We start from the raw sequence: 23,120 nt of genomic DNA on the forward strand, positions 1-23,120 counted from the left end.
TCTCGCATTAGGCTCTTTACGTGATAAAGCTAAAAGTTGCTTGGATTTTTCTAAGTTCAATTTAGTAAAAGTAGATAAGTATCAGTGTGCTAATTAGATCACATAATTTGGCAGATTGGTATTAGATACAGAGTTAGACTGAAAGTATCAAAAAAATCAAAGGGTTTTCTGTCTGCAACTCGCGGGTTTAGATCCTTTGAATAAGTTGTTATGTTCTTGGGGGACATTGATGATCATCAGGAAGGTGGAAGAGAAGGACCTTGAAGCTGTAAGTGCAATTTGCATGGACTCTTTTTTGCAGTCTGTTGCAAGCACATTGTCTGATGAGGGGATTACAACCTTTTCGAATATCGCTGCGCGCGATGCATTCCTCGATAGGATGAGAGGCGATAACTTGATGCTGGTTGCTGAGAACAACGAAAATGTCGAGGGCGTCATTGAGCTTAAGGAAGGTCGCCATGTTGCGATGCTTTTTATTCGGCCGGAATCACAGAAAAGTGGTATTGGAAGAAAGCTGCTTATATCCGCCTTGAATCATGCTAAGGTTGAAACTGTTACCGTTAGCGCGTCGCTATCTTCAGTGACCGCTTATGAAAATTATGGGTTTGAGCGTAGTGGCGAAATCGGCGAATCGGCAGGCTTGGTTTATCAGCCTATGGAGCTCAAACTTAACAAGCCAATGCACGCGTGATTGCGACGTTATGTGACGATAGGGCTCTATGGAAACTGAAGCAATGAAAGATAACATGGAAAAGGTTTTAACACACCTTGAAAGTTTTCTGTGTGACTCAGAAGAATCAATGTTCAGTAGTAAAACACCTGAAGAGCTACTTGTTGTCGTTTCAGCAAACCTTGCCTCTGTTAAGTCTACTGGGTATCTTTCTAGCCCAGAGCAAATGGTCAACATGTTCTTACCTACTGCCTCCTTGCAAGAAATTGCAATGGATAATGGCTGGGGTAGCCAATACGTTGAGCTAGCAGATCATTTCGAGCAGGCTCTAGAATCGTGCAGTTAAAAGCACATAACAGCTTAGATTATGGCTGTGCAATCGAAAAGGCTTAACAAAACGTTGCAATTGACTTCGTATTGTCACGAAATGTAGTTTCCAACACGTTAAGACCAAATTTATCTTAATTATCTCGATGCTTACGGTATTAAAAAGTAATATCTTCTAAATGGAATAAAATTTTGAGTAGTAAAAATGTACTTTCGTATTACCGCGATTGCTATAAAGAAGATAGCGCGGATTTAAACCTATGGGATTTGAGTAAATTAAAAAAACAAGACTGCTTTGTGCTTGAAGGAAGGGATGATGTAGGCTCGGGTTTTTTACCGCGAATGCCTATTCCTCAAGAGTTTGCTGAGCCAATAATAAAGCGTGTTGAGGTATATCAACGTGAACGTGTTTTGTTGTATGTGCGTTTTATATTAGTCGGTAAGCTTGAGATCAAAGGTGAGATAAAACAAGTTGTTTCACCTATCTTATTTAATGAAGCCTTGATAGAAAAAGATGATGATTATTACTTTTCGGTTATCGACTCTCAACCTGAAATTAATGAATCGCTCACCCAACTGTTAATGCCAGAAGCAGAACCTCTTGATGAAACTGCCGATATTCAATCAGCTTATTTTTGGACTTCATTATTAAAACAAAGCCCATTAGCGCTAAACGTATTTGAACTTTTAAATTATCCTGAGCTTGTTAATTATGCCGAAATAAAAAAAGCCTTAAAAAGTAAAAATTTGACACTTTTACCTGCCTCTATGCTGGTGTTTGTTGAACGTTCAAGCAGCAGTCGAGGGGTGATCCATGAGCTCGAAGAAATAATAGCCTCAAAGATGCTTTCGCCCCCTATAGATGCTTTAATTTCAAATGATTTGCCGCCGAACACGGCTAAGTCGTTAAAGTATGACTACTTACCAGGCTTATTGTCAGCACCACAAAAGAAAGTTATTTCGATTGCTGCTAATGCGCATTTAGGCTGTGTGTCAGGGCCGCCAGGTACAGGGAAAAGTTATACCATTGCCGCAGTTGCTGCAGAGCACATGGCGCGAGGTGAGTCAGTACTTATTGTCGCGAATAATGATCCGGCACTTGATGTGATTGCCGATAAATTGAATGAGAATTTTGCGTTAAGTGAAGTATCAATCAGGGCTGGGCAAAAAGAGTTTTTAAAAAATCTAAAAGCGTATATTGCAGACTTATTGTCTGGTTATTTAGCGGATGAGCAGGAAAAAGCCCCTGCTATTTTTGAATCAGAGCTAAAAGCACAAAATGTGTTACTTAATGATTTAGAGCAACGGTTTGATAAGTTTTGTCGCAAAGCGATAATCCGAGGTCAACGCCTTAAAAGGCTTGAAGATAAAGACATTCAATGGTTAAGCAATTTATATCTCAAGTGGGCTCAGCGCAGTATTAAAAAGCTTGCAAAACAGTGGTCTGCTTTAGATGAAATTAACGATCAACAAACAAAAAGAGAGCTGCTGGCTAGTCGTTATTTAACCGTGTTAAAGAATACTAATTTGCGAACGTTAGTTAACACTCAGCGTAAATCGCTGCAGGCGTTTAATCAGGCTATTCGCAGTCGTACTTCTAAAAGGCAGTTTGAGCTGTTTGATAATATAGAATACTCATCATTGCTAGCGGCGTTTCCTGTGTGGTTAGTGAGTTTGAATTCGCTGTATAGGGTATTACCCTTAAAGCCGCAAATGTTTGATTTAGTTATTATCGATGAAGCAACACAGTGCAATATTAGCAGTTGTTTACCAGCACTTTATCGTGCAAAACGAGCGCTTGTAGTTGGCGATACAAAGCAATTAAGGCATTACTCTTTTTTAGCAAAATCAAAAGAGGCTCAGCTTCGCACTAAGAATCAACTATCACTCTCGAGTGAGGGGGTTGTTAGTTATCGTGATAATTCAATTTTAGATTTGACATTAAATACACTCAATAGCGATCAGCAATTAGCCTTTTTAGATGAGCATTTTAGAAGTAAACCTGAGTTAATTCATTTTAGTAACCGCTATTTTTATCAATCAAAATTAAAAGTAATGCAGCATCGCCCTTGTACAAGCAGTGGGCATTTATTTATCCATCGCGTTAATGGTGAAAGAGATAAAAATGGCGTTAATCAGCTCGAAGCCAACGCTGTAATCGCGAGCATAAAACAGCAAATGAGTGATGATCGAGAAGCGGGTGTTTATCACAGTATCGGAATTGTTTCGCCATTTCGAAGCCAAGCAGATTTTATAGCAAAGCAAATAGACGCTAATTTTAGTGACGCTGAAATAATTAAACATAAGCTCAGAGCCGCCACTCCTTTTGGTTTTCAGGGGGAGGAACGCGATGTTATGTTGATCTCTTTTGCCGTCGATAATGATGCAAAACGTGCGGCAGTATATTTAAATAAAGCAGATGTTTTTAACGTGACTATAACGCGGGCAAGACAAGCACAGCATTTATTTTTATCCATTGATGAAACACAGTTACCAGAACATTATTTATTAAGACGTTACTTAGGCTCGGTAAGTGAGTTTGCAGCCGCTCATACGTGTTTGTCTGATGTCGATGATTTTCAACGCGATGTAATACAAGAGCTGATGAAATTGCAGATAGAAACATGGCCTGGGTATGCTGTTGCGGGGACCGAGGTTGATATTTTATGCCGCTATCATGGCCGCTACTTAGCTGTCGATCTGATTGGTTACCCTGGACCTTGGGCTGATTTCTTTGAACTGGATACCTATAAGCTATTTAGTCGTGCCAATATTGAAATGCTACCCATAAGCTATGGCTTATGGGTTGTCGATAGAGATACCTGTATGCAAGCAATTGTTAGTCGGTTGAAGATGAGTAACAACAAGACTTAATATTTATTTAGGCTTGTTGTGTACTGGCATCTTTAACTTCTTTAGTTTCGAACAAGTTTACTTCGGCACTTGATTGGCTGACGCTGTTTTTTTGTAAGGCAATATAGAGATCTGAATGCACGTAGATGCCGTCTTTACCGGATGTCATACCAGCAATTTCAAACCATGATAGTAATTGCCGCTTTCTGCCAGCAAGTTCTAATCGAATACCACGTTTTTTAAATATCACGTCTAAATCGGCGAGCATGGCCATGACACTTAAATCTAAATGGGTGAAGCAGGGGACTGCGTCGATAATAACGCATTGCGTGTCGTCTTTTTGCCGCGCATATTGTTCTAGCAAACGCCGTTTAAAGTAACCGGCATTAAAGTAAGTTAAAGGAGAATTAAAACGATAAATAAAGACTCCTTGTACTGACTTTGCTTTATCTGTGGCATCAAGGCTCCTAACAACGCCCTTAATATCAACACCTAATATATTGTCGGTAGGGCGCATTACGGTGCGAATAAACTGGAATAACCCCAATAGTACAGCGAGAGTGATGCCTGGTATTACGCCAATAAATAACACTGCGAATAAGGTGGCTAGCGCAAGGTAAAATGCTTGTTTGTCTTTACGCTTTAATAGCCAAATGGCTTTTAAGTCTAATAAATGGATTGAAGCAATAATAAGCACAACACCTAATGCTGCACTGGGAATAAATTCTAGGGGAGCGGTTAAAAATAGGGCGATAACAGCAATAATTCCCGCTGCGATAATCGACACTAATTGCGTTTTACCACCGGAATCATCGTTAACAGCTGTACGAGAGTCTGCACCACTGACAGCAAAACCTTGTGATAAAGCAGAGCCAATGTTCGCAATACCTAACGCTCTAAACTCTTTGTCAGCATCTATGTCGTAACCATTTTTAGCTGCAAAACTGCGAGCGGTTAGCATCATACTGACAAAGCTAACTATTGCTAAGTTAAGTGCAGGCACGACAAGTTCACGAATAATACCAATATCATAAATAGGGGTGTTAAACACTGGAAGGCCACCGGTTACAGTGCCAATTGTGTTGATATCAAACTGCTTTAAATTAAAAACCCACACTAATAGGGCACCAAATGCGATAGCAAACATAGATGCTGGCCAAGTCGGTTTTAGTCGCTTCATGGCAAAAAAAACACCGAGGGTAAACAGGGCCATTAATAGAGTAGGAATGTGGGTTTGTGATAAATAAGTAGGCACACCTCCTAATCGTTCAAGTAAATATCTGTCATCGAAGGTAAAACCGAATACTTTAGAAAATTGGCTGACAATAATCGTAATTGCAACACCGTTTAATAAGCCCATTAAAATAGGCTTGGATAAGAAGTCTGCTAATACCCCTAATTTAAATCGGCTAGCAATAAAGCACCAAAAGCCAGTCATCGCGGTCATAGTTACAACGAGTTGCCAGTGTTTAACACTGTCCCCAGCTGCAAGTGGTGTCACCACCGCAGCAATAACCGCACATGTTGCTGCATCTGGTCCGACAATCAATTGTTTGGAAGTACCAAACAAGGCATATAAAATCATAGGTAATATGCATGAATATAGCCCGACAGCGGCGTTAACCCCAGTAAGTTGTGCATACGCGATAGCAACAGGTAGAGCAACGGCGGCAACGGATAACGCAGCCCTCACATCATCAGCAAACCACTTTCGTTCATAATGAAGTAAAGTGTTTAAACCCGGCATAAAATCATACAAACGCGACAGCACTAAAGTTTCCTTATTTAATCGTAAGCACACTTGGATAGTAAATTTAATATACCAACAAGTATAGCTCAGGGTTGAGGATTTTTTAATAAATAGCAGATACTTAGACTTAGGACTACTTTTGGTTCAGTGTTAAGTCTGATGAAAAAGTTTAAGGATATGCGATATTAGCTGGTTGGTGTTACCACATCGCTAATATCATACTAGATGGTGGTTAAGATAAAACCAGCGCAGAGCAATGGCTTTATCTTAGAGTGTGTAAATGCTTATTAGAAACTTTTAGCGTGCAGAGTATTGGTGAGCCTTTAATACTTCAAGAGAGACTACTTGTAACGATTTTTCATGGGTGGCCTCAAGTATAACCGGCGGAGCTACGTTTTCAGCAACCGCATGGTGCCAGCGCACGGCACATAAACACCATTTATCACCAGCCTTTAGGCCTGCAAAATCGTACATTGGATTAGGCGTTATCAAGTCATTGCCTTGTGCTTTTGAAAACTGTAAAAATTCATCAGTCATGATGGCACATACACTGTGGTTACCAACATCAGATGCAGGGACATAGCAAAATCCTTCTCGAGTGTAGCCTGTATTCCCGCAGCACAAATGCAAGCGCGTACCTAATACATTTAATTGATTGCTCATAAAACTACCTTGTTATAATTTGTATTGTTTTACATTGAGTCTGCTTTCAGACTATGTGAAAACGTGGTGGATGAAAAGCTGAATATTGATAGATAGCATGGAGATCACAAATAACATAGCCATTAAAAATATTAAACGTCAGTTTATTAAACTAATGGCGAGGCCAAAATCAGTTCAATATTCATTTATAGTTGCGTGTTGTGTGATTATTGTGCAATTGTGTTTTTGTTGGCTAGCAATTTTTACGTTTACTGTACTAGTAAAAATTTATTATGGTAGCTTTGCGGCTACTATACGTTTGTCTTATATCCAGAATCTATATATATGTGAATATGGTATTTGAATAGCTTTTGATTTCAAATAAACACTTAATTGTAATTGGCAGTATAATTACAGTTTTTATAAGCTCTCGATGTATCAATACTATGGAGCTTTACATTGTTACACGTGAGGAAAAATGAGTAATCTAAGTCTGAAAAATAAGCTGTTGCTATTAGCTATTTTGCCGCTCACGCTGCTGTTAATTAGTTTAATGGCCAGCTCATATTATTTAGAGTATCAAAATCAGCAGCAAAATTTTGTATCGTTTAAAACAAAATTAATTGCTGACAAAGAAAGTTTATTAGCAACTGAGGTTGAGATAGGCCGCCAAATAATTAATTACGAACTAGCCAAGGGGACTAAAGAAGATGCAAAAAATGCATTGCGAGATCTCACTTTTGGTAAAGATGGTTACTTTTTTATCTATGATACAAAAGGCGTTAGTATTTTCCATGCGTTATTGGGTGATGCAATTGAAGGGCAAAATAAAATAGCCATGACCGATCCTAATGGTAAAAAAATAATTGTTGGGTTGCTTGAGCAAGCAAGACAAGGTGGCGGTGCTTTTTATTATGATTTTCAAAAGCCTAATACAACGGGTTTAGTTGAAAAAATGGGCTATGCAGCGATGGTTCCTGGTACAGATTGGATGCTAGGAACGGGCGCTTATATGGATGATATTGAAGCTGAGCTAACAAAGTACCAAGCAACAATACAAGCTCATATGAATGAAAAAGTAACGACCCTGTTATTAATTGCATTATTTTGGGTGGTGTTGACGGTGTTTTTTGCCTTAATTGCGGCAAACAATATGGTAAAACCAATTCACAATATGGTGCAAAACTTAGATGATATTGCAAAAGGCGAAGGTGATCTGACTAAGCGCTTAGAAGTGCATAGTAACGATGAAATTGGTCAATTGGGTAATTCATTTAATGTGTTTGTTAGTAAACTACATAGCATTATCACCAATGTGGCAGATGTAACCCGTGATGTAAAAGATTCATCAAATGATATCAATACACAAACACAGTTAATTGAAAATCAGTTAGTAAACCATAATCATGAAACTGAGCTGGTAGCAACGGCGATCACCGAAATGTCAGCAACATCTCAGGAAGTCGCGCAAAATACCACACAAGTGGCGGTATCAACCCAGTCAGCCACGCAAGATGTTGCCAATGCTCAAAAATGTGTAGATGTTTCTTTAGAAGAAGTTTCAAATTTAATGAGTGAGATTAATCAAGCTGCTGAACAGGTTAATTCATTAAGTGAACAATCTAAAAAAATTAACAGTGTATTAAGTGTTATCGGTGGCATTGCTGAGCAAACTAACTTACTGGCCCTTAATGCGGCTATTGAAGCTGCAAGGGCTGGCGAGCAAGGCCGTGGTTTTGCGGTTGTAGCTGATGAAGTGAGAAGTTTAGCCAGTCGTACACAAGAGAGTACGTTAGAGATTAATGAAATGCTTAATGAGTTACATACGCTAGTCACGGCTGCGGTAAAGGCAATGTTGGCAAGTCAGCAAAGCTGTAATCGCTCAGTTGAGTCATCTCGCGCAATTTCTGAAAGTTTAGGAGCGGTAACCAGCTCGGTTACTACAATTAACGATATGAGCACACAAATAGCTACCGCTGCCACAGAGCAAAGTAGTGTAACTGAGGAAATTAACCGTAACGTTTTTGCGATTCAAGAAATCGTTAATGAGCTTACTCGTTCAATTAAAACAACCTCATCAGTCAGTCATCACTTAGCTGGTCGAGGGGAGAGTTTAGGCGATTTGGTAGGTCAGTTTAAGATCTAATATAAACAAAAAATAGCGGTATTATTGTTGAGCAGTAATAAATAAAGATCAGGCTTTAAATAGCCTGATCTTTGACTTTAAATATAAATGAATCAGTTTAAACTGAACACAAAACCGCTAGATTAGCTATTGAGTTTGCCCGTTGACGATTCTAAGTGTGCACGCACAAACCATTGAAACTGTTCTAAATCGGCAAGTTGGCTAATTAGCATATCCTCAGATACAGGATCGAGCTCTGATAGCTTGCCAATCGCACTTCGGTGATCGCCATTAATCCCATTGTATACTTTATCAAGCGCAACTAAATGATCTTTTACCAAGCCCTTACCAATTGCGTAATCTTGCCATGAACGACGATCAACTATCGATTTTGGAGTACCAACCGGAACTCCGCCCAGCGTAGCGATTCGCTCGGCGATGGTGTCGGTCATTGCTCTGATCACTTCAACCTGAGGGTCGAGCATTTCATGCACGCCAATAAAATTTGGGCCAACTACATTCCAATGAATATGTTTTAGAGTCAATTGTAAATCGATCAGTGCGACCATGCGGTTATCAAGTGTAGCAATGGTATTTTTTGCAGATTCTTCATTCATACCTGGGGCAGTAAATTCAGCGATTTTGTTTGTTTCGTTATTGTTACTCATTATTCCTCCTGATTTATAAGGAATGTTCACAGCGTCTAATAAAGTCTATGAACATGCGTTAGTTTATATAAAGCAATGGCTGTGCCGATAAAAATTATTTTTTAAGTTTCTGATATTTAATAATTTATATGTTTTTTGAAGTTGGGTGATGAAAGCATTTCTTTGAAATGCCATGAAAAATATGCACTTTTTTGTAAAATCTGCAAAATAAAAGATGCTGTTACGTGTTAGCGAATTACTTACTCTCAATAATAACTGTGATACAGAAGTGTATTATCATTGTTGATTAATCATCACTTACATATACTCAACCCATCTTGTTATTAAAGGAGAAGTGCATGTTGAGATTTTTTTCTATCGAGCAGGGGGTGATCAGAGAGTTAGAGCCTTCATCCGATACTTCTCTTGAAGCATCAATCAGAAATGCACACTGGATTGACACAATCAACCCAACGGAAGATGAGCGAAATACGCTCGCAAAAACGCTCAATATAACTTTTCCTGAGTCAGGGGATGTGCAAGAGATTGAAGCTTCATCGCGATGTTTTATCGACAATGAAGGCTTGCATGTGCACGCATTGTTTATGTCGCCCAATGAAGGACGTTTTAATACGGTAACAGTGGCCTGTTTACTTCAGGATAACTGTTTGCTGACCATTCGCGATGACGAGCTGGCTGACTTTCGATTGTTACGCTTAAGAGCACGTAAAGGTCAAGTAATGTGTGATACGCCAAAACAGTTATTGGTTACATTATTCGATCAAAAAGTCGAAAACCATGCTGATATGCTCGAGGATATGCATCATCAGTTAGAGAAGCTCAGTGCATATGTACTAGAAGAAGATGACTCTGATCTAGAAGAAGCGGTCAGTCGTATCGCGCGTTTAGAGGATGCGAATGGGAAAGTGCGTTTGTGTTTAATGGATACGCGGCGCAATATTTCGTTTTTAATACGTCGTTTAGGTGTACAAAATGAGGATCGCGAATCACTACGAGAAATTGTACTTGATATAGATACGCTAATGTCTCACTGTACCTTTTTGTTTGATAAGGTGAACTTTTTGATGGATTCAACACAAGGTTTTATTAACATTGAACAAAATCAAATTATCAAAACCTTCTCTATTGCTTCGGTGGTTTTTTTACCACCTACCGTAGTCGCCAGTGTATATGGGATGAACTTTAATATAATGCCTGAGCTGCAATGGGAATGGGGTTACCCATTTGCAATTGGCATTATGTTGCTATCGGGCTTTGCCCCTTATTTATTTTTTAAACACAAAGGCTGGCTGTAGTGTGTGCCAAGGACTACTTGGCATACACGATTACACGAGTTTATATTCATTTTATACGGATAGCGGTCTTATTATCACCTTGCATTAAGATAATAAAGCGGCCGCTAGGCGTACAAAGTCTGACGAGGTAAGTATACCCACGAGTTTATTTTTTTCAGTGATCACAGGCATGCAACCATGGCGGTTATCAACAAAAAACCGAGCAACATCTTGCAGTGGTTGGGTTGCTAGTACAGTGGCAAAATCGGTTGCCATAATAGTGTGTATTTTCGTTTGTTTTTCCTTTCGTTCAAGTGCGCTAGGGCTGTAATTAGCCATAATATTCATCACTTGGGCAATCATGATTTTTTGTGTCAACATACCCACTAGTTCGCCATTGTGATCAATTACCGGAATATGGCGGATATTTTTTTCCTTCATTAGATTATGTGCGTCGTGTAGGGTGTTTTCTGCACTTACGGCATATGGATCTGATGTCATTAAATCTGCAACTGTTTGGCTCATTTTGGCTCCTGTTAAATTACTAACCAGAACTTTGGTTAAAAAGGTTTACTAAAATAGCTACTGGAGACAGATTTATTATCCAGAGCTCATATTATTATTTATTCTAGCCTGGTTTTTTCTTATTGCACTTTATCAAGATCAAGGCTTTGTATTTTGTATAGAAATAGTTTTTAGCTTGGCCATCCATAGCCATTGAGGATAGATTTATTATCCGAAGCTCAGATTATTTATCTTTATGCGAAAAATTATCCCTGAGTGTACCAACCCAGCTTGAAAATTTATGCATCGCCGAGCTGCCTTTGCCCAGTAGCTCATGCATTTCTGCTTCAAAATGGATTTGTTCTTTACTACTTGGCTCTGGTAATGGCGGTAAAATATGAGCAAAGTAGGTTTTATCAAGCAGGCGGTGTAATAACCGCTCGCCAATAAAGGGCTTGCCGCTGTTGAGCGCTCTAGCTCCTTTAATTAGGTTACGAATATCATATTGGGTTGGGCTAATGTCGGGCACTTGTTTAGGGATATTAAGTAACTTATATACCCCAATACGTGCTGTACGAATAGAGGCTTCCATCGTGAATATAATATCGTTGTGGGTTTCAACAAATTGACCAATCAAACCTAAGTTTGTACAACCTTCAGGAACTGAGGTGGGTCTGTCACCAGCTGCACGAGTCATAAATTGAGCTGTGATATAAGGCATTAGCGCTGTACGTATCTTGGTATTGGCAATGATTTCATCAAGCTGCTGTTCAATGCCCAAATGGTAGCAAAGCTCCGTAATTATTTCTTCACCGCTACATTGTGGCATTGTTTTAACGATACGATTACCTTGTTTGTCCATTAATAAACCATAGACCCAAAGTACTAACGTATCATCGGGTTGATCTGGAAAATGAGGTTGGCGGTTACACGTTACACTCAATAGCCAGTTAGAGTCTGTAAAAGTAATAATGCCGCCAGTTACCGTGCGACCAGAGTAAGGATCGTTTACTGATAATGTCTTTAGCTTATCTATAAGTGGGGATGGCTTGCAAGTTAGTGTGGCTGACTCCCACATAGATTTATCAATATCGCCATAAAATTTTTCGGGTTTACCAAAAACAGCTGATTTCTTCGCGAGGTTTTTCCATAAATTCCACCCGCTATTTTCGCCGGGATCGTGTTTTTCACAGTTTAGCTCGGGCACATTTTGCATGTCGCCATAAGCGGTATGCTCTGTCATTGAACCCGTTAGTGCATAAACTAAATCGTCTGGAGCAACGTTAATATGCTGTGCTTGACCTTTTATAGTGGCATGGATCCCCGTTACGGTTTTTTTATTACCGGTAAATGTTATATCCAGATCGTTTACACGGCTTGCAAATTGAAAATTCACGCCTTTGTCTCGTAATAAATTAGCAAGCGGTTTAATAAAGGTATCGTATTGATTATATTTCGGAAAAAGTAAAACAGACATGTCGGCAAAGCCATCAATAGAATCAAGAAAGCGATGCAAATACAGTTTAGTTTCTAACAAGCTATGACAATTTTTAAAGGCAAACATAGTACGAAATAAAAACCAAAAATTGCTTTGTAAAAAACCTTTGCTGAAATAGTCTTCAATGCTGAGATCGTCAAGCTCTTCTTTGCGCTTGAGCATTAAACGGATCAGCTCCCATTGCTGGGCTTTATTCAGGCCAAAGTCACTTGCATCGAGTATCTCACCGCATTTATTTATTAAACGGGCTTGTGAGTAATTAGCGTCGTTATCATTAATTAAACGGTACTCATCAAGCACAGAATAGCCTTCGGGCAGTTCAACAGCGGGAACGTCTTGAAACAGATCCCACAAGGTGTCGTAATTCCAGTTCATTTCACGGCCACCACGAATAATATAGCCGTCATCAGGGTTACCCGCGCCATCCATTGAACCGCCTTCAATATCCATTTCTTCCAAAATGGTAATATTTTCAGCGCTCATATGGCCATCACGGATAAGATAAAATGCCGCTGCTAGGCCACCAATACCTCCACCAATGATCCAAGCATTACGTTTTTCTATACCGGGTGTAGGCAGCGTTTTATGACGTGCATAAGGAGCAATAAAATCATGAGGGGGCAAGGTATTAAGTGGTTTATTGCCCCAAAAATCAGCCGTTGCGTCAGCTTCATGTTGGAAATTACTTGCTGCGGTTGCAGAAATATTAAACTTCGCTATTGCTTTATTCGTCATTAGCCATCCCTCTTCATGAATATAGATAAGTGTCAGTACTGTTTGCAAGTCTCTCCATAATTGCACGAGGCAAGCATAGTCATGTTGCAGTAGATCAAAGTTTTAGTTCGCGAGGGGGTTTATAAGTTAGCTGCTGGAAATTGATTTGTTATCCGAAATTGAGGTTAACAATGGCAACTTAACCAAGTTGCCATTGTTAAGGCGTTTATTTGTTTTATTACTCACAGCATACTAAAAAGTACCGAGGCGACTAACAATACAGCCATAAAAATATTGAATGCTCGTAGGCGCTTGCGATCTTTTAGCCATACTTGTAGCTTTTGTCCGACTAACGTCCATGAGCAGACACAGGGTAAATTAACTATACCGAAAATAAGACCTACAAGTACCACTGCACCAATTCCTTTGGATGGGGCATAAACACTCACTGCACTTAATGCCATAGTCCAGGCTTTCGGGTTAACCCATTGAAATAAAGATGCTTGTACAAAAGAAAAAGGTCTAGTATCGCTATTTTTAGCACCGATAGGAGTTTTATTACTGGCAATTTTATAAGCAAGATAAAGCAAATAAGCAATGCAAAGCACTTTTAATAGCTGGTAACTCCATGGCACAAAGTCAAATAATTGCATGACACCTAAACCAACCAATACGAGCATGATCACAAAGCCAATTGTTACGCCGAGTAAATGTGGCAATGAACGTTTAAAACCAAAGTTAGCGCCTGAGTTCATTAACATCAGGTTGTTAGGACCTGGGGTGATGGAAGATACAAGTGCAAATAATGCTAATGCTGATACCAATTCAATATTCATTTATAGTTGCTCAGTTGATAATGATTGTGCAATTATATTTTGTATGGCTCGCAATTTTTGCGCTTATTAATCTATTAAAAATTTACTTTAGCAACTTAATATGAAAAAAGATCGAATTAACGACAGGATATTGCAAGAATTAAAGCGCAGTGGTCGAATTGCCAACGCTGAACTTGCTGATTTGGTTGGTTTATCCCCATCAGCATGCTTGCGCCGTGTACAAGAGTTAGAAAAAGCAGGTGTGATCAAAGGCTACCGAGCAGTTATTAATAATCAAGCGTTTGGACTTGGTTTTGTCGCGTATGTGGGGGTGGGTTTAAATGAGCACTCTACGAAATCACAACGAGCTTTTGAACAAGCACTTGAGTTTATTGATGAAGTTAAAGAGTGCCATAATGTCACAGGAGCATTTGAATATTTACTTAGAGTAGAAACCGCTGATATTAAGTCTTATAAAGCATTCCATGCTGATGTTTTAGGATCAATCCCACAGGTACGAACGATCACTTCGCATGTAGTGATGGACTCACCAAAAGATGAGCGGGCGTAAAGTAGTTGGATAATCTATCTTATTAATAGTTGAGGTTAATAGAGCCTTGCTCGCAAAGCTCAAAATTAAGGCGAATTAATTAAATATTATCTTTCATAGTAGTTACATGCGCCTTTAGTTGAATAACCATTTGGGCTTGCTTTATACCATCCAGATCCAGGGCTGGCTTGAGCACACATCCTATAACCATTTACTTTACTTGCATATACATACCATGGATCAGTAGCGGCAGATGCATTAGATGCTATTGCTGTAAATATAAAAGTTGCAAGCAACAAAGTGGTGTTAATTAATTTCATATCATCATCCTTATTTATAATTTAATATATTGATTTTAAATGAGTATTAAATTTAAAATCAATAGTGTACCGATATTAGCACTGTGTATTGTTTGCGTAAAGGGTTCTTTAAAAGCATGTGTTATGAAAAAATTTAGGTGTAGGGAATTTGCACATAAAGGGATTTTCATTTTAATAAGTATGCTGGCGTTATTTATGTTGCTTCGATTTAACATTAGGACATATTAAGGTAAGTTTTTGATAAACTTGTAGCCACATAGAAGTCACAGGCAATAGTCAGCTTTTTATGTGAAGAAGAGCCATTTTATTGTTAGAATGGCTCTTCTTTAGTTAAGAACTATAGTAACTATCATCGCTGATACGCAGTGCCATACAATCGCTGTGGCCGTTTATAATCATGCTTTTATCAACGCGTACGCCAGCACCGGCGTATTTACCTGCTGCGGTAAAACTACATATTTGCACAAAGTAGTCAGCTACTTTAGGAAGGGCAAATAACTGCTGGTATATTTGCTCTTGAGAGGCAAAATGACCCGTTGTTTTTTCTATTACGTGTTGTTGTTCATCAACGAGTTGAATATTTGCACCGCATCGACCAACAATCGGTTTAACGACATAGCCTGTTTGCAATAGCTCATCATTTAAATCAAATGCAGTATTGAGTAAAAACGGATGATTTGGAAATAAACTCCACAGTACTGGCAAAATTGCTTTATTACTGGGTATTAATGTCCATAGCGGCTCAAAAACCATCACATTTTTACGAAGTAATACATCGACCAAGCGTGGGGTTTTACCAGATTGCCAGTGCGGCTCAAAATCATCGCTTTGGGATTGATCTGCCTCACACTCTAGTCTTATTTGATCAAGAGCGGTTTCCCATGACCATGTTTTCCAAACGTAACTGAGTTTTTCGCCATCAGCATCAACAATATTGCCCGCTGCGTCCCAGTGTAAATCAGTCAAACCAATGATTACTTTGCACTCAAAACCAGCGGCTTCAATGGCTTCTTTCATAAACAATGCATGGTAATGTTCTTCTGGCTCATCATCTTGCAATATATGGACAAGGCCGTTTACTTCACTTTTTCGCCATGCCCTTACTAAATCTTTAAATAAATCATGGCCGGCATCAATGCCCGTTTTAACACCAAAGTGTTTGGCCCATTTACCTTGTACTTTGCCACTTTCCATATAGCACGATGCTGAATCGCAGTTGTATTCATAGACTTTCAAGCCTGCGGGAGTTAATGCAAAATCAAATCGACTGGTGATCAGTTGATTTAAGCGATTATCCCAGGATTGGCGGATCTTATTGAGCACCGCATCGGGTAAATTAAACTTTTTTAATAGCTCAGGATGCTGCAGTACATAGTCTGTTGCATGCATAAACAAGCCATGTAATTCATTGGTAGCATGTTCAATAGTTTGTTGAGCGGTTTTTGAAATTGTAAAATAATGATGTTGATCAGCATTAACTGAAGTCAATTTATGCCCATGCATCATCTCTACGTAGGCTGCTTCATCGTCATTGGCAATGTTAAGCCATGACTTAGTGGCTTGCCCATAATCAGTGGCATATTGGGCTTTTATGGCAAACAGATCAGTGCTTATTTCAGGCGTCGGTTCACTAAATTCGCTGTGCTCAGTTTGTGTCATCCAGCCTAAAATAGTGGCGTCACTGTAAGAGCACTCAATCCAGTAGTCACCTTCTTTTGTGACTTTCGCTTTGAGTTCGCGACACCACTGTTGATCTTGCGGCCATAGCTGATGGGCCACGTTTTGTTCAGCAAGACGAATTTTATCCTGATGTACTTCAACCACCACCGCAACATGGCCAGTTTCTTCAAATTCACCGCCTTCTTCCCAAATGAGTAAACTTCCTACCACTGGGTGGTGTTTTGCACCATTACGAAATGCTTGTAAAGGCAACCTGGTTTGATTGTTTATGTCACGCACTGAGCGTAGCTCAAAAATATCGTAAGCCATTGCAACATCATCAAAAATATAGCCATGATTGAGATACATCCAGCGTCGCGCAAATTCAACACATTGCCATTTATAGCCCATGTAAATACCATCGAGGTAACTACGATAGGCGCTACGGTTAGGATAAATTGTTTCGTCAGCTGTATCGTAATCAGACGAATAAACAGCAACATTACCAGGCGCATAACCTAATAATTCACCAAACTGACTGACAGGAACGCGGGATTTGATAGACAAAGTAATTCAAAATTAAGGAGTGATAATTTGCAGACTATAGGAGTGAATAAGGCCGATAGCAAGATAATAAATATAATCTTTCAGGCATTTTATATGTTGCTGCTAGATGCGTTAACCAACCGTTATTGCGTATTACAAAGAGCTCATTAATCACTTAATTATCATTTAGTTGATTTACGTCTTTATTGTCCCCATATTAACTAAAAACAGTCATTAAAGGGAAGTTATGCGTCATTATCCATTATATAAAATTGATGAAAAATGTTTACGTCGCTTAGGTCAGGGAGTTTTAAAAACTTATAATTTAAATAAAATTATAGGTTTAGATACTGAAAAAGCAATCGCTAAAGAGTGTGAAGACTTACTTGCGCTGAATGAAGATTGTAATGCAGAGCATTTTGCCGAGCTTCGTCAAAGGCGGGCAATTAGTGACAGCGTGCCAGATGATGATCTATACGCGCAAGTTGTAGAAGCTGATGATGGTAGCTTATTTATAGTCAGTGTTTGTCGTAATGATGATGACGAGACTATGTTTGAAGTGTTTAGTGAGCATCCGTTATCAGAACCATTACTTGCACAGCTGGTCCGCTATATTAGTAAGGTATTTTGCTGGTGTACGCCTAGATATATTTGTATATGGCCAGCACCAGGATCAATACCAGCCAAACAACTGCTAAGTTTGGCCGGTAGCCGCGCTGTTGATTCATTGTTAGCAGCACAAGATCCTAAACTGACTGTTGATGAATTACTCTGTGCAGATATTGCATTGCAGCCGTTTGAACTTGATAAAGATTGGCCTTGGTATGAGCGTGACTATACTCAGTTTTTAATGCAGCATCCTGAAATGGCAACAATAGTACCAATTAGCGAAAAAGACGATATCAGCGAAGCTATTGCAGCCGGATTGTGCAGCGCGGCGTTTTATAGAGGTAAGCCACTGGGTATGATAATGGCTGAGTCGAGCGATGAGCTAGGGTTTAACGGTTTACTAATCAGTGATATTTTTATTACTGGGCAATTTAGAGGACAGGGCTTTGCATCCCCAATGCAGCGTTTATATTATCAACAGCATATGCAAGATTTTGAATTTTTCTTTGGCTACATTCATGCTGATAATAAACCTTCGTATAACAATGCACTTAAACAAGGACGAGAGTTGCTGCGCCAAGAAGTGTACCTTCCTGCGCATTTATTCTTATAGTTGTTTTGCTATTAATTTCAAAAAAATTAATCAGCTAGAGTAAAAACTTGGTGTTGTCTTGTGGCAATATAGTGGTAATTAAGCTAGCCTTTTTATGGTTATTAGTTTTATTAAGTATGATATGAAGCCTAAACGTTTGACTCGTTATTTGCCGCTTAATTCATTAGTTATGTGCTTGGCAGCTTTGCCAAGTTTTTCATATAGTAATGAGCAAGATACTAACCTATTTGAGATCCCGCTTGAGAGCCTACTTAACATTGAAGTTGTGAGCCCTTCACAAACCGTAAAAAAGATAAGCCAAGCGCCGAATATTATTAGCTCAGTTAACGCCACTCAAATTGCAAGTATGGGCGCGCGAACGCTATCAGATATATTGAAAATGTTGCCTGGCGTACAAATACTATCGCGGCGAAATGGCCGAGACATGGTGTGGATCCGAGGCATTCCATCAGGTCGAAACAGCAAAGTAATGTTAACTATTGATGGCGTACCTCAGCGGGAAGGTTTAATTGGAGGCTGGTCTCCTGATGAACAGATACAAATAAATAATATTGAGCGAATAGAAGTTATCCGCGGACCAGGATCTGCATTATATGGTGGTGATGCATATTCAGGTTTGATTTCTATTTTTACGAAAGCAAAAGCGCCTGAACGAACTCGCATCTCAGCAGGGGTTGCCAGTTACGACCGTCAATCAGCTACTATCAATACGGGGAAAGAGTTTGCGGGCGGAACATTTGTTTTGTCAGGGCGACTCTTAGATAGCAAAGGCTATCCTCAACAATATGACCGCAACGGTTTTGCATCAACACATGATAATAATGTTGATGCTAAAAGTCTGGGAGTGTCTTTACGCAATGAACAGTGGCAATTTGCTATAAATTATGATGATTACACGACAGAGTATCCTCATTATTCGTCAAATCAATATAAATCTCAACGCTATCAAACACTCAGTGCGCACATTCAAAATAAACTTAGCTTTGATAAATTATCGATAGAAAATCAATTGTATACCTACAAGGTGAAGCGCTACTTTGAGCGCACGATTACCGATCTGCAGGGCAATATTGATTTTTATTCTGACTCAGACTTGGATTCCACATCAAATGGTGTGCGCAGTCAGTGGAGTTACGCGTTTAATCCAAATCACCATGCTATTTTGGGGCTGACCTTTCAACAACGTCAAGTTGGTGAATATCATGAGACGATAAAAAAACAAAACGCGGTAGAAGTTAATGAGTATGAATCAAGGGTGATTCGAGATGGTGACTTAACACCATCAAGCCATAACCGAGCTATTTACTTTCAACAAGAATCACTATTTTTTGAGCAACGCTTAGGATTGACGGTTGGTGTGCGGGTTGATGACTACCCTGAGTTCAGCTCAGAAACTTCTCCGCGGATTGCTGTGACTTATCAAGGTAATGAACAGTGGTCTGGTAAATTGATATGGGGAACGGCTTTTCGAGCGCCTACTTTTTTACAGCAATATGAAGTGCGCAGTGACAATAATATATCAGGAAATCCAAATCTAAATCCTGAACAAATAGAGACATTTGAAGGTGAGTGGGTTTATCATTTTTCAGCTAATAATAATATTACTCTGCGCGGGTTTAGCAGTTACTTGAGTGAGTTTATTCAGTCTGTAAATGGTAAGCCTTACGAAAATAGCAGTGAGCAATTACACGTTCCTGGATATGAAGTTGAGTGGAATAATCAATATTATGCAGATTGGTCTCACTTTAACCGCATTAGTACTTCATTTAATTATACCCGAGTTAATTCAGAGCAAGCGTCATTGGCAAAAGATACATTAAATTGGCTGCTGTTTATGGAGGATGAGCAATTTTCATTTTATGCGGGAATTAATTACCTTAGTCGGCGTAACCAAAGCCTAAGCTATCATACCAGTGTAAAAGTGCCAGAAATTGCACAACGAGATAATAAAGGTAGCTACTGGACTTTGGATGCTCACTTGAGTTATCGCCCTAGTAAGCAAAGTGCGTGGCAATGGACTATTGGTGTAAAAAATATGTTTGATAAACAGCATTATAACCCTACCTATGCGCCAGATAGCTACTATGACGTAAGGAAAGAGCCACAAAGTTATGAAATGAGTGTGGCATTGTCATTTTAATAGGATGACCTGCTAGGTTATTTAAAACAGTTAATGCAAAGCGGGTTATCAAGGTGCTTTTTAAATTCAATGTTTGCTGATAGCCATGTTGAAGGCTAACTTGCTTGTATGGTCCTGGGCAACACTTGTCCTGCGAATAGATATAAATATTGACTTCATCCAATATAGAATATTGCAATATCTCTCCTAAATATGCACAACTTTAGGTCTAAAAATAAATCCTAACAGAGGTAATAGTTAACTTTAGAGCGAAGTTTTTTAATTTGTTGAAATAGTTTTCCTCTTTCGTCGGTCTTTGCATGTGGGCACTAATAATAATAATCATTTCAAGAGGTCGTGAGTAGGATGACTAAAGTTAAACGCAGTAGGTTGGGTATGCCAGCGATACTTTATCGAGGTAGCTTATTACTAGGGTCGATGGCTGTTTTTGCAACGGCGACACTTTATTTTGCAGGCGCATTTAATCGTGATGCAGTAACAGCACAAAAATTTGTTGATTTGCAGCAAGGTGACACACCACATGCCGGTTTTCGTCGTGCGCATGCTAAGGGTATGTGTATAACGGGTAATTTTGAATCAACAGGGGCACTATCTTCTTACTCGGTCGCAGAGGTGTTTAAAAAGGGCAGTACGCCATTTTATGGGCGTTTCTCAATTGCAGGTAATAATCCAACCGCGCCAGATTTAAAAGCACCGGTGCGCAGTCTAGCATTTGCAGTAAACAGTGGCACAGTCGATGAATGGCGTGTTGCTATGAATACGCCTCCTGTAATGGCAGTTGCTACACCTGAGGCATTTTTTCAGCAATTGCAGGCATTATCACCGGATCCTATAACAAAACAACGAGACCCAGAAAAAATAACAGCGTTCTTTAAAGCACATCCAGAAAGTAAAGCATTTAATGATTGGAAAGCTGACTATGTGCCTGCCAATAGTTTTGCCGCTGAACGTTATCATAGTATCAATGCGTTTTATTTACATAATGAGCTAGGTGATAAACAAGCTGTGCGTTGGGTTGCGCGTCCGCACAAAGCGACAAATAATGCTGCGCTGCTCGATACGTCATCGGCCAACGCACTTCAACAAGAGTTGGCATCACGTTTAGATCAAAACGCTGTTAAATTTGATTTAATTTTTACCTTAGCGGCGTCTAATGATGATGAAAATAATCCAACCATACCGTGGCCCTCAGATAGACAGACGATAAATGCTGGCACATTATCAATCGTTTCTTGGCACAACCAAGAAAACGCAGCCTGTGGCGACGCAAACTTTGATCCGTTGGTGTTACCGCAGGGTATGAGTGCGACAGCCGATCCGATTTTACGTGCGCGTGGTGCCGCGTATGCGCAGTCCTATCGTCGTCGTGCAAAAGAAACATTGTTAGGTGCTAAAGTTAGCGCAACAAACGGAGGTGAATAATGTCAGCAAATAAGGGTTACTCAGCAGGCAGTCGGTTATTACACTGGGTGATGGCGCTGATGTTAATATCGATGCTATTTTTAGGGTTATCAATGGTACAAAGCTTGGCCGTTTGGCAGGTTGAGGCTGTTACCTTACATAAATCTACTGGTATTTTAGCGCTCATTTTAGTTGTGCTGAGATTAATAAATAAAGTGCGCAGTTGCACGCCTACTTTACCCACTGAGTTACCTAGGTTGCAGCGGTTTGCAGCTCATATCACTCACTTTGGGCTTTATTGCGCGATGATACTGATGCCGCTATCTGGCTGGTTAATGCAAAATGCGGACGGGCGTGTGGTGCAGTTTTTTGGGTTATTTCAGTTACCTAATTTGCTTGACGCTGATATTAAATACTTTGCATTTTTCCGAGAAATGCATGGCATTGTAGCTTGGTTGTTTTTAGCAATGATTTTTATGCACATCAGTGCCGCGCTTTATCATGGTTTAATCAAACGTGATGGCGTTATGAGCGCAATGCTGACAGGCAAAAAGTAGCTGTAATAAAGCTCACTTAGGTATTCATTCCAAGAAAAAGGCCAGTTTTACTGGCCTTTATGCATTTTAGTTTATTCATAGCTGCGGGCTTTTTTGGTTTTAATTACGGCAATATAGCCGTGCCAGCTGGCATAGCTAAGTAGTGGCATAATCACTATAAAACCAGTAGCACCAGTGACAAAACCAAGGGCTACGAGTATAAAAATACATGCAGACCAAACAATCATCGCTGAAAAGTTGGTTTTAACGGCATTCATTGAAGACATAACCGCGGTCATTATATCGACCCGTCTTTCCATCATAATTTGTGGAGTAAATGCTGAAATAGCAAATACAGTAACCAGCAAAATTCCGCCGATAATGGTACCTAAAGTTAAAAAAGCGGAGAGTTCTTCAAATGTAGGATTAGCATGACTGGGGTAAAGTGCATGAACTATCGCTGCCAGTCGCATCCATATAATCATTATTACCATCAGTAAAATTGCAAATCCCCATTCACCGACCGGATTTCTGAACATTGATTTTAGAGAATGGCTAAGTGTTGGTGTGTGGCCTTTTTCTAGCTCCCAAGCAACATCATAGAGACCGACCGCAAATACTGGGCCGATCAGAGCAAATGCGACACTGGCTGGTAAAACAACTAAGTAGCTGTCAGTGAACACCGCGAAATAGACAATTGCCAGCGGGATCAGAGTGAAAACAATCCCATAAATCAAGCTTAAAATAGGGGCGCTGGCCATATCTTTAAAGGCCAGTGCCAGCCAATGAAATGCTGCAAAAGTGCTGACCTTATTGCACTCTAAACAGCGCGCAAATTCGGAGTGTTTATCTATTGTGTTTGTTGACGGCATAAGGAACTTCCTCTAAAGGCTACTCTTAAGGTTT

19 protein-coding genes are annotated in these 23,120 nt (G+C 39.6%); 10 read left to right on the forward strand and 9 right to left on the reverse strand.

Going from position 1 to position 23,120, the window contains the following annotated elements; genetic code table 11:
- The first annotated feature begins 229 nt into the window (after positions 1-229).
- From H5187_RS08105 to H5187_RS08115, 3 genes are all read left to right on the forward strand, one after another.
- Positions 230-691, forward strand: a complete 462-nt coding sequence (locus H5187_RS08105; protein ID WP_182717989.1) for a GNAT family N-acetyltransferase — start codon at positions 230-232, stop codon at positions 689-691.
- Between the two features lie 28 nt (positions 692-719).
- Positions 720-1,016: a hypothetical protein gene (locus H5187_RS08110; protein WP_182717990.1), complete on the forward strand. Its 297-nt coding sequence runs from the start codon at positions 720-722 to the stop codon at positions 1,014-1,016.
- Between the two features lie 173 nt (positions 1,017-1,189).
- Complete coding sequence (locus tag H5187_RS08115; protein WP_220493256.1) at positions 1,190-3,871, forward strand: DEAD/DEAH box helicase; 2,682 nt, start codon at positions 1,190-1,192, stop codon at positions 3,869-3,871.
- 7 nt (positions 3,872-3,878) lie between these two features.
- On the opposite strand, the gene H5187_RS08120 is transcribed toward H5187_RS08115, so the two are convergent.
- On the reverse strand, positions 3,879-5,621 hold the full coding sequence (locus H5187_RS08120; RefSeq protein WP_182740135.1) for a SulP family inorganic anion transporter: 1,743 nt from the start codon (positions 5,619-5,621) through the stop codon (positions 3,879-3,881).
- A 276-nt stretch (positions 5,622-5,897) separates the two neighbouring features.
- The gene (locus H5187_RS08125; protein WP_149981770.1) at positions 5,898-6,263 is read right to left on the reverse strand and encodes a DUF2237 family protein; all 366 of its coding nucleotides are present in this window, start codon (positions 6,261-6,263) and stop codon (positions 5,898-5,900) included.
- Between the two features lie 457 nt (positions 6,264-6,720).
- On the opposite strand from H5187_RS08125, the gene H5187_RS08130 reads away from it, so the two are divergent.
- On the forward strand, positions 6,721-8,388 hold the full coding sequence (locus H5187_RS08130; protein WP_149981769.1) for a methyl-accepting chemotaxis protein: 1,668 nt from the start codon (positions 6,721-6,723) through the stop codon (positions 8,386-8,388).
- 122 nt (positions 8,389-8,510) lie between these two features.
- Here H5187_RS08130 and dps read toward each other — a convergent pair whose 3' ends face one another.
- Positions 8,511-9,035: a DNA starvation/stationary phase protection protein Dps gene (gene dps, locus H5187_RS08135; protein ID WP_149981768.1), complete on the reverse strand. Its 525-nt coding sequence runs from the start codon at positions 9,033-9,035 to the stop codon at positions 8,511-8,513.
- A 338-nt stretch (positions 9,036-9,373) separates the two neighbouring features.
- On the opposite strand from dps, the gene corA reads away from it, so the two are divergent.
- Positions 9,374-10,330 (forward strand): magnesium/cobalt transporter CorA, encoded by a 957-nt coding sequence (corA, locus tag H5187_RS08140; RefSeq protein WP_182717992.1) that lies wholly within the window; start codon positions 9,374-9,376, stop codon positions 10,328-10,330.
- Between the two features lie 84 nt (positions 10,331-10,414).
- On the opposite strand, the gene H5187_RS08145 is transcribed toward corA, so the two are convergent.
- The 3 genes from H5187_RS08145 to H5187_RS08155 all read right to left on the reverse strand — a co-directional run bounded on the left by H5187_RS08145 (position 10,415) and on the right by H5187_RS08155 (position 13,861).
- Positions 10,415-10,834 carry an HPP family protein gene (locus tag H5187_RS08145; protein WP_149981766.1) on the reverse strand — a complete coding sequence of 140 codons (420 nt, stop codon included), beginning with the start codon at positions 10,832-10,834 and terminating at the stop codon, positions 10,415-10,417.
- Between the two features lie 223 nt (positions 10,835-11,057).
- Positions 11,058-13,046: an oleate hydratase gene (locus tag H5187_RS08150; RefSeq protein ID WP_182717993.1), complete on the reverse strand. Its 1,989-nt coding sequence runs from the start codon at positions 13,044-13,046 to the stop codon at positions 11,058-11,060.
- Positions 13,047-13,267: 221 nt separating this feature from the next.
- Positions 13,268-13,861 (reverse strand): LysE family translocator, encoded by a 594-nt coding sequence (locus tag H5187_RS08155; RefSeq protein ID WP_145240775.1) that lies wholly within the window; start codon positions 13,859-13,861, stop codon positions 13,268-13,270.
- A gap of 100 nt (positions 13,862-13,961) precedes the next feature.
- Here H5187_RS08155 and H5187_RS08160 point away from each other — a divergent pair, with 100 nt between their 5' ends.
- Positions 13,962-14,411: an Lrp/AsnC family transcriptional regulator gene (locus tag H5187_RS08160; RefSeq protein WP_149981764.1), complete on the forward strand. Its 450-nt coding sequence runs from the start codon at positions 13,962-13,964 to the stop codon at positions 14,409-14,411.
- An 86-nt stretch (positions 14,412-14,497) separates the two neighbouring features.
- On the opposite strand, the gene H5187_RS08165 is transcribed toward H5187_RS08160, so the two are convergent.
- Both H5187_RS08165 and gss read right to left on the reverse strand, forming a co-directional pair.
- Positions 14,498-14,710, reverse strand: coding sequence for a hypothetical protein (locus tag H5187_RS08165; RefSeq protein WP_149981763.1), 213 nt, complete (start codon positions 14,708-14,710; stop codon positions 14,498-14,500).
- Between the two features lie 330 nt (positions 14,711-15,040).
- Positions 15,041-16,930 (reverse strand): bifunctional glutathionylspermidine amidase/synthase, encoded by a 1,890-nt coding sequence (gss, locus tag H5187_RS08170; RefSeq protein ID WP_182718040.1) that lies wholly within the window; start codon positions 16,928-16,930, stop codon positions 15,041-15,043.
- A 232-nt stretch (positions 16,931-17,162) separates the two neighbouring features.
- Here gss and H5187_RS08175 point away from each other — a divergent pair, with 232 nt between their 5' ends.
- The 4 genes from H5187_RS08175 (at position 17,163) to H5187_RS08190 (ending at position 22,235) form a co-directional block, all read left to right on the forward strand.
- Positions 17,163-18,137 carry a hypothetical protein gene (locus H5187_RS08175; protein WP_182717995.1) on the forward strand — a complete coding sequence of 325 codons (975 nt, stop codon included), beginning with the start codon at positions 17,163-17,165 and terminating at the stop codon, positions 18,135-18,137.
- A 121-nt stretch (positions 18,138-18,258) separates the two neighbouring features.
- On the forward strand, positions 18,259-20,277 hold the full coding sequence (locus H5187_RS08180) for a TonB-dependent siderophore receptor (protein WP_182717996.1): 2,019 nt from the start codon (positions 18,259-18,261) through the stop codon (positions 20,275-20,277).
- Positions 20,278-20,652: 375 nt separating this feature from the next.
- The gene (locus tag H5187_RS08185) at positions 20,653-21,699 is read left to right on the forward strand and encodes a catalase family peroxidase (protein ID WP_182717997.1); all 1,047 of its coding nucleotides are present in this window, start codon (positions 20,653-20,655) and stop codon (positions 21,697-21,699) included.
- Complete coding sequence (locus H5187_RS08190; protein ID WP_182717998.1) at positions 21,699-22,235, forward strand: cytochrome b; 537 nt, start codon at positions 21,699-21,701, stop codon at positions 22,233-22,235. Before H5187_RS08185 ends, H5187_RS08190 begins: the two co-directional genes overlap by 1 nt.
- A 71-nt stretch (positions 22,236-22,306) precedes the next feature.
- Here the strand turns inward: H5187_RS08190 and H5187_RS08195 are convergent, their stop codons facing one another.
- Entirely contained in the window at positions 22,307-23,086 is a 780-nt protein-coding gene (locus tag H5187_RS08195; RefSeq protein WP_182717999.1) for a DUF2189 domain-containing protein, read from the reverse strand.
- Positions 23,087-23,120: the final 34 nt, after the last annotated feature.

It is taken from the genome of Pseudoalteromonas sp. SG44-1, assembly GCF_014164315.1.
In the GTDB taxonomy this organism is placed as follows: Bacteria; Pseudomonadota; Gammaproteobacteria; order Enterobacterales; family Alteromonadaceae; genus Pseudoalteromonas; species Pseudoalteromonas rhizosphaerae.

What these genes read in the sequence shown, in the direction of transcription:
- H5187_RS08105 (WP_182717989.1), top strand. Translation starts at nt 230, where the DNA reads ATGATCATCAGGAAGGTGGAAGAGAAGGACCTTGAAGCTGTAAGTGCA.
- H5187_RS08110 (WP_182717990.1), top strand. Translation starts at nt 720, where the DNA reads ATGGAAACTGAAGCAATGAAAGATAACATGGAAAAGGTTTTAACACAC.
- H5187_RS08125 (WP_149981770.1), bottom strand. Translation starts at nt 6,263, where the DNA reads ATGAGCAATCAATTAAATGTATTAGGTACGCGCTTGCATTTGTGCTGC.
- H5187_RS08130 (WP_149981769.1), top strand. Translation starts at nt 6,721, where the DNA reads ATGAGTAATCTAAGTCTGAAAAATAAGCTGTTGCTATTAGCTATTTTG.
- dps (WP_149981768.1), bottom strand. Translation starts at nt 9,035, where the DNA reads ATGAGTAACAATAACGAAACAAACAAAATCGCTGAATTTACTGCCCCA.
- corA (WP_182717992.1), top strand. Translation starts at nt 9,374, where the DNA reads ATGTTGAGATTTTTTTCTATCGAGCAGGGGGTGATCAGAGAGTTAGAG.
- H5187_RS08145 (WP_149981766.1), bottom strand. Translation starts at nt 10,834, where the DNA reads ATGAGCCAAACAGTTGCAGATTTAATGACATCAGATCCATATGCCGTA.
- H5187_RS08150 (WP_182717993.1), bottom strand. Translation starts at nt 13,046, where the DNA reads ATGACGAATAAAGCAATAGCGAAGTTTAATATTTCTGCAACCGCAGCA.
- H5187_RS08155 (WP_145240775.1), bottom strand. Translation starts at nt 13,861, where the DNA reads ATGAATATTGAATTGGTATCAGCATTAGCATTATTTGCACTTGTATCT.
- H5187_RS08160 (WP_149981764.1), top strand. Translation starts at nt 13,962, where the DNA reads ATGAAAAAAGATCGAATTAACGACAGGATATTGCAAGAATTAAAGCGC.
- H5187_RS08165 (WP_149981763.1), bottom strand. Translation starts at nt 14,710, where the DNA reads ATGAAATTAATTAACACCACTTTGTTGCTTGCAACTTTTATATTTACA.
- H5187_RS08175 (WP_182717995.1), top strand. Translation starts at nt 17,163, where the DNA reads ATGCGTCATTATCCATTATATAAAATTGATGAAAAATGTTTACGTCGC.
- H5187_RS08180 (WP_182717996.1), top strand. Translation starts at nt 18,259, where the DNA reads ATGAAGCCTAAACGTTTGACTCGTTATTTGCCGCTTAATTCATTAGTT.
- H5187_RS08185 (WP_182717997.1), top strand. Translation starts at nt 20,653, where the DNA reads ATGCCAGCGATACTTTATCGAGGTAGCTTATTACTAGGGTCGATGGCT.
- H5187_RS08190 (WP_182717998.1), top strand. Translation starts at nt 21,699, where the DNA reads ATGTCAGCAAATAAGGGTTACTCAGCAGGCAGTCGGTTATTACACTGG.
- H5187_RS08195 (WP_182717999.1), bottom strand. Translation starts at nt 23,086, where the DNA reads ATGCCGTCAACAAACACAATAGATAAACACTCCGAATTTGCGCGCTGT.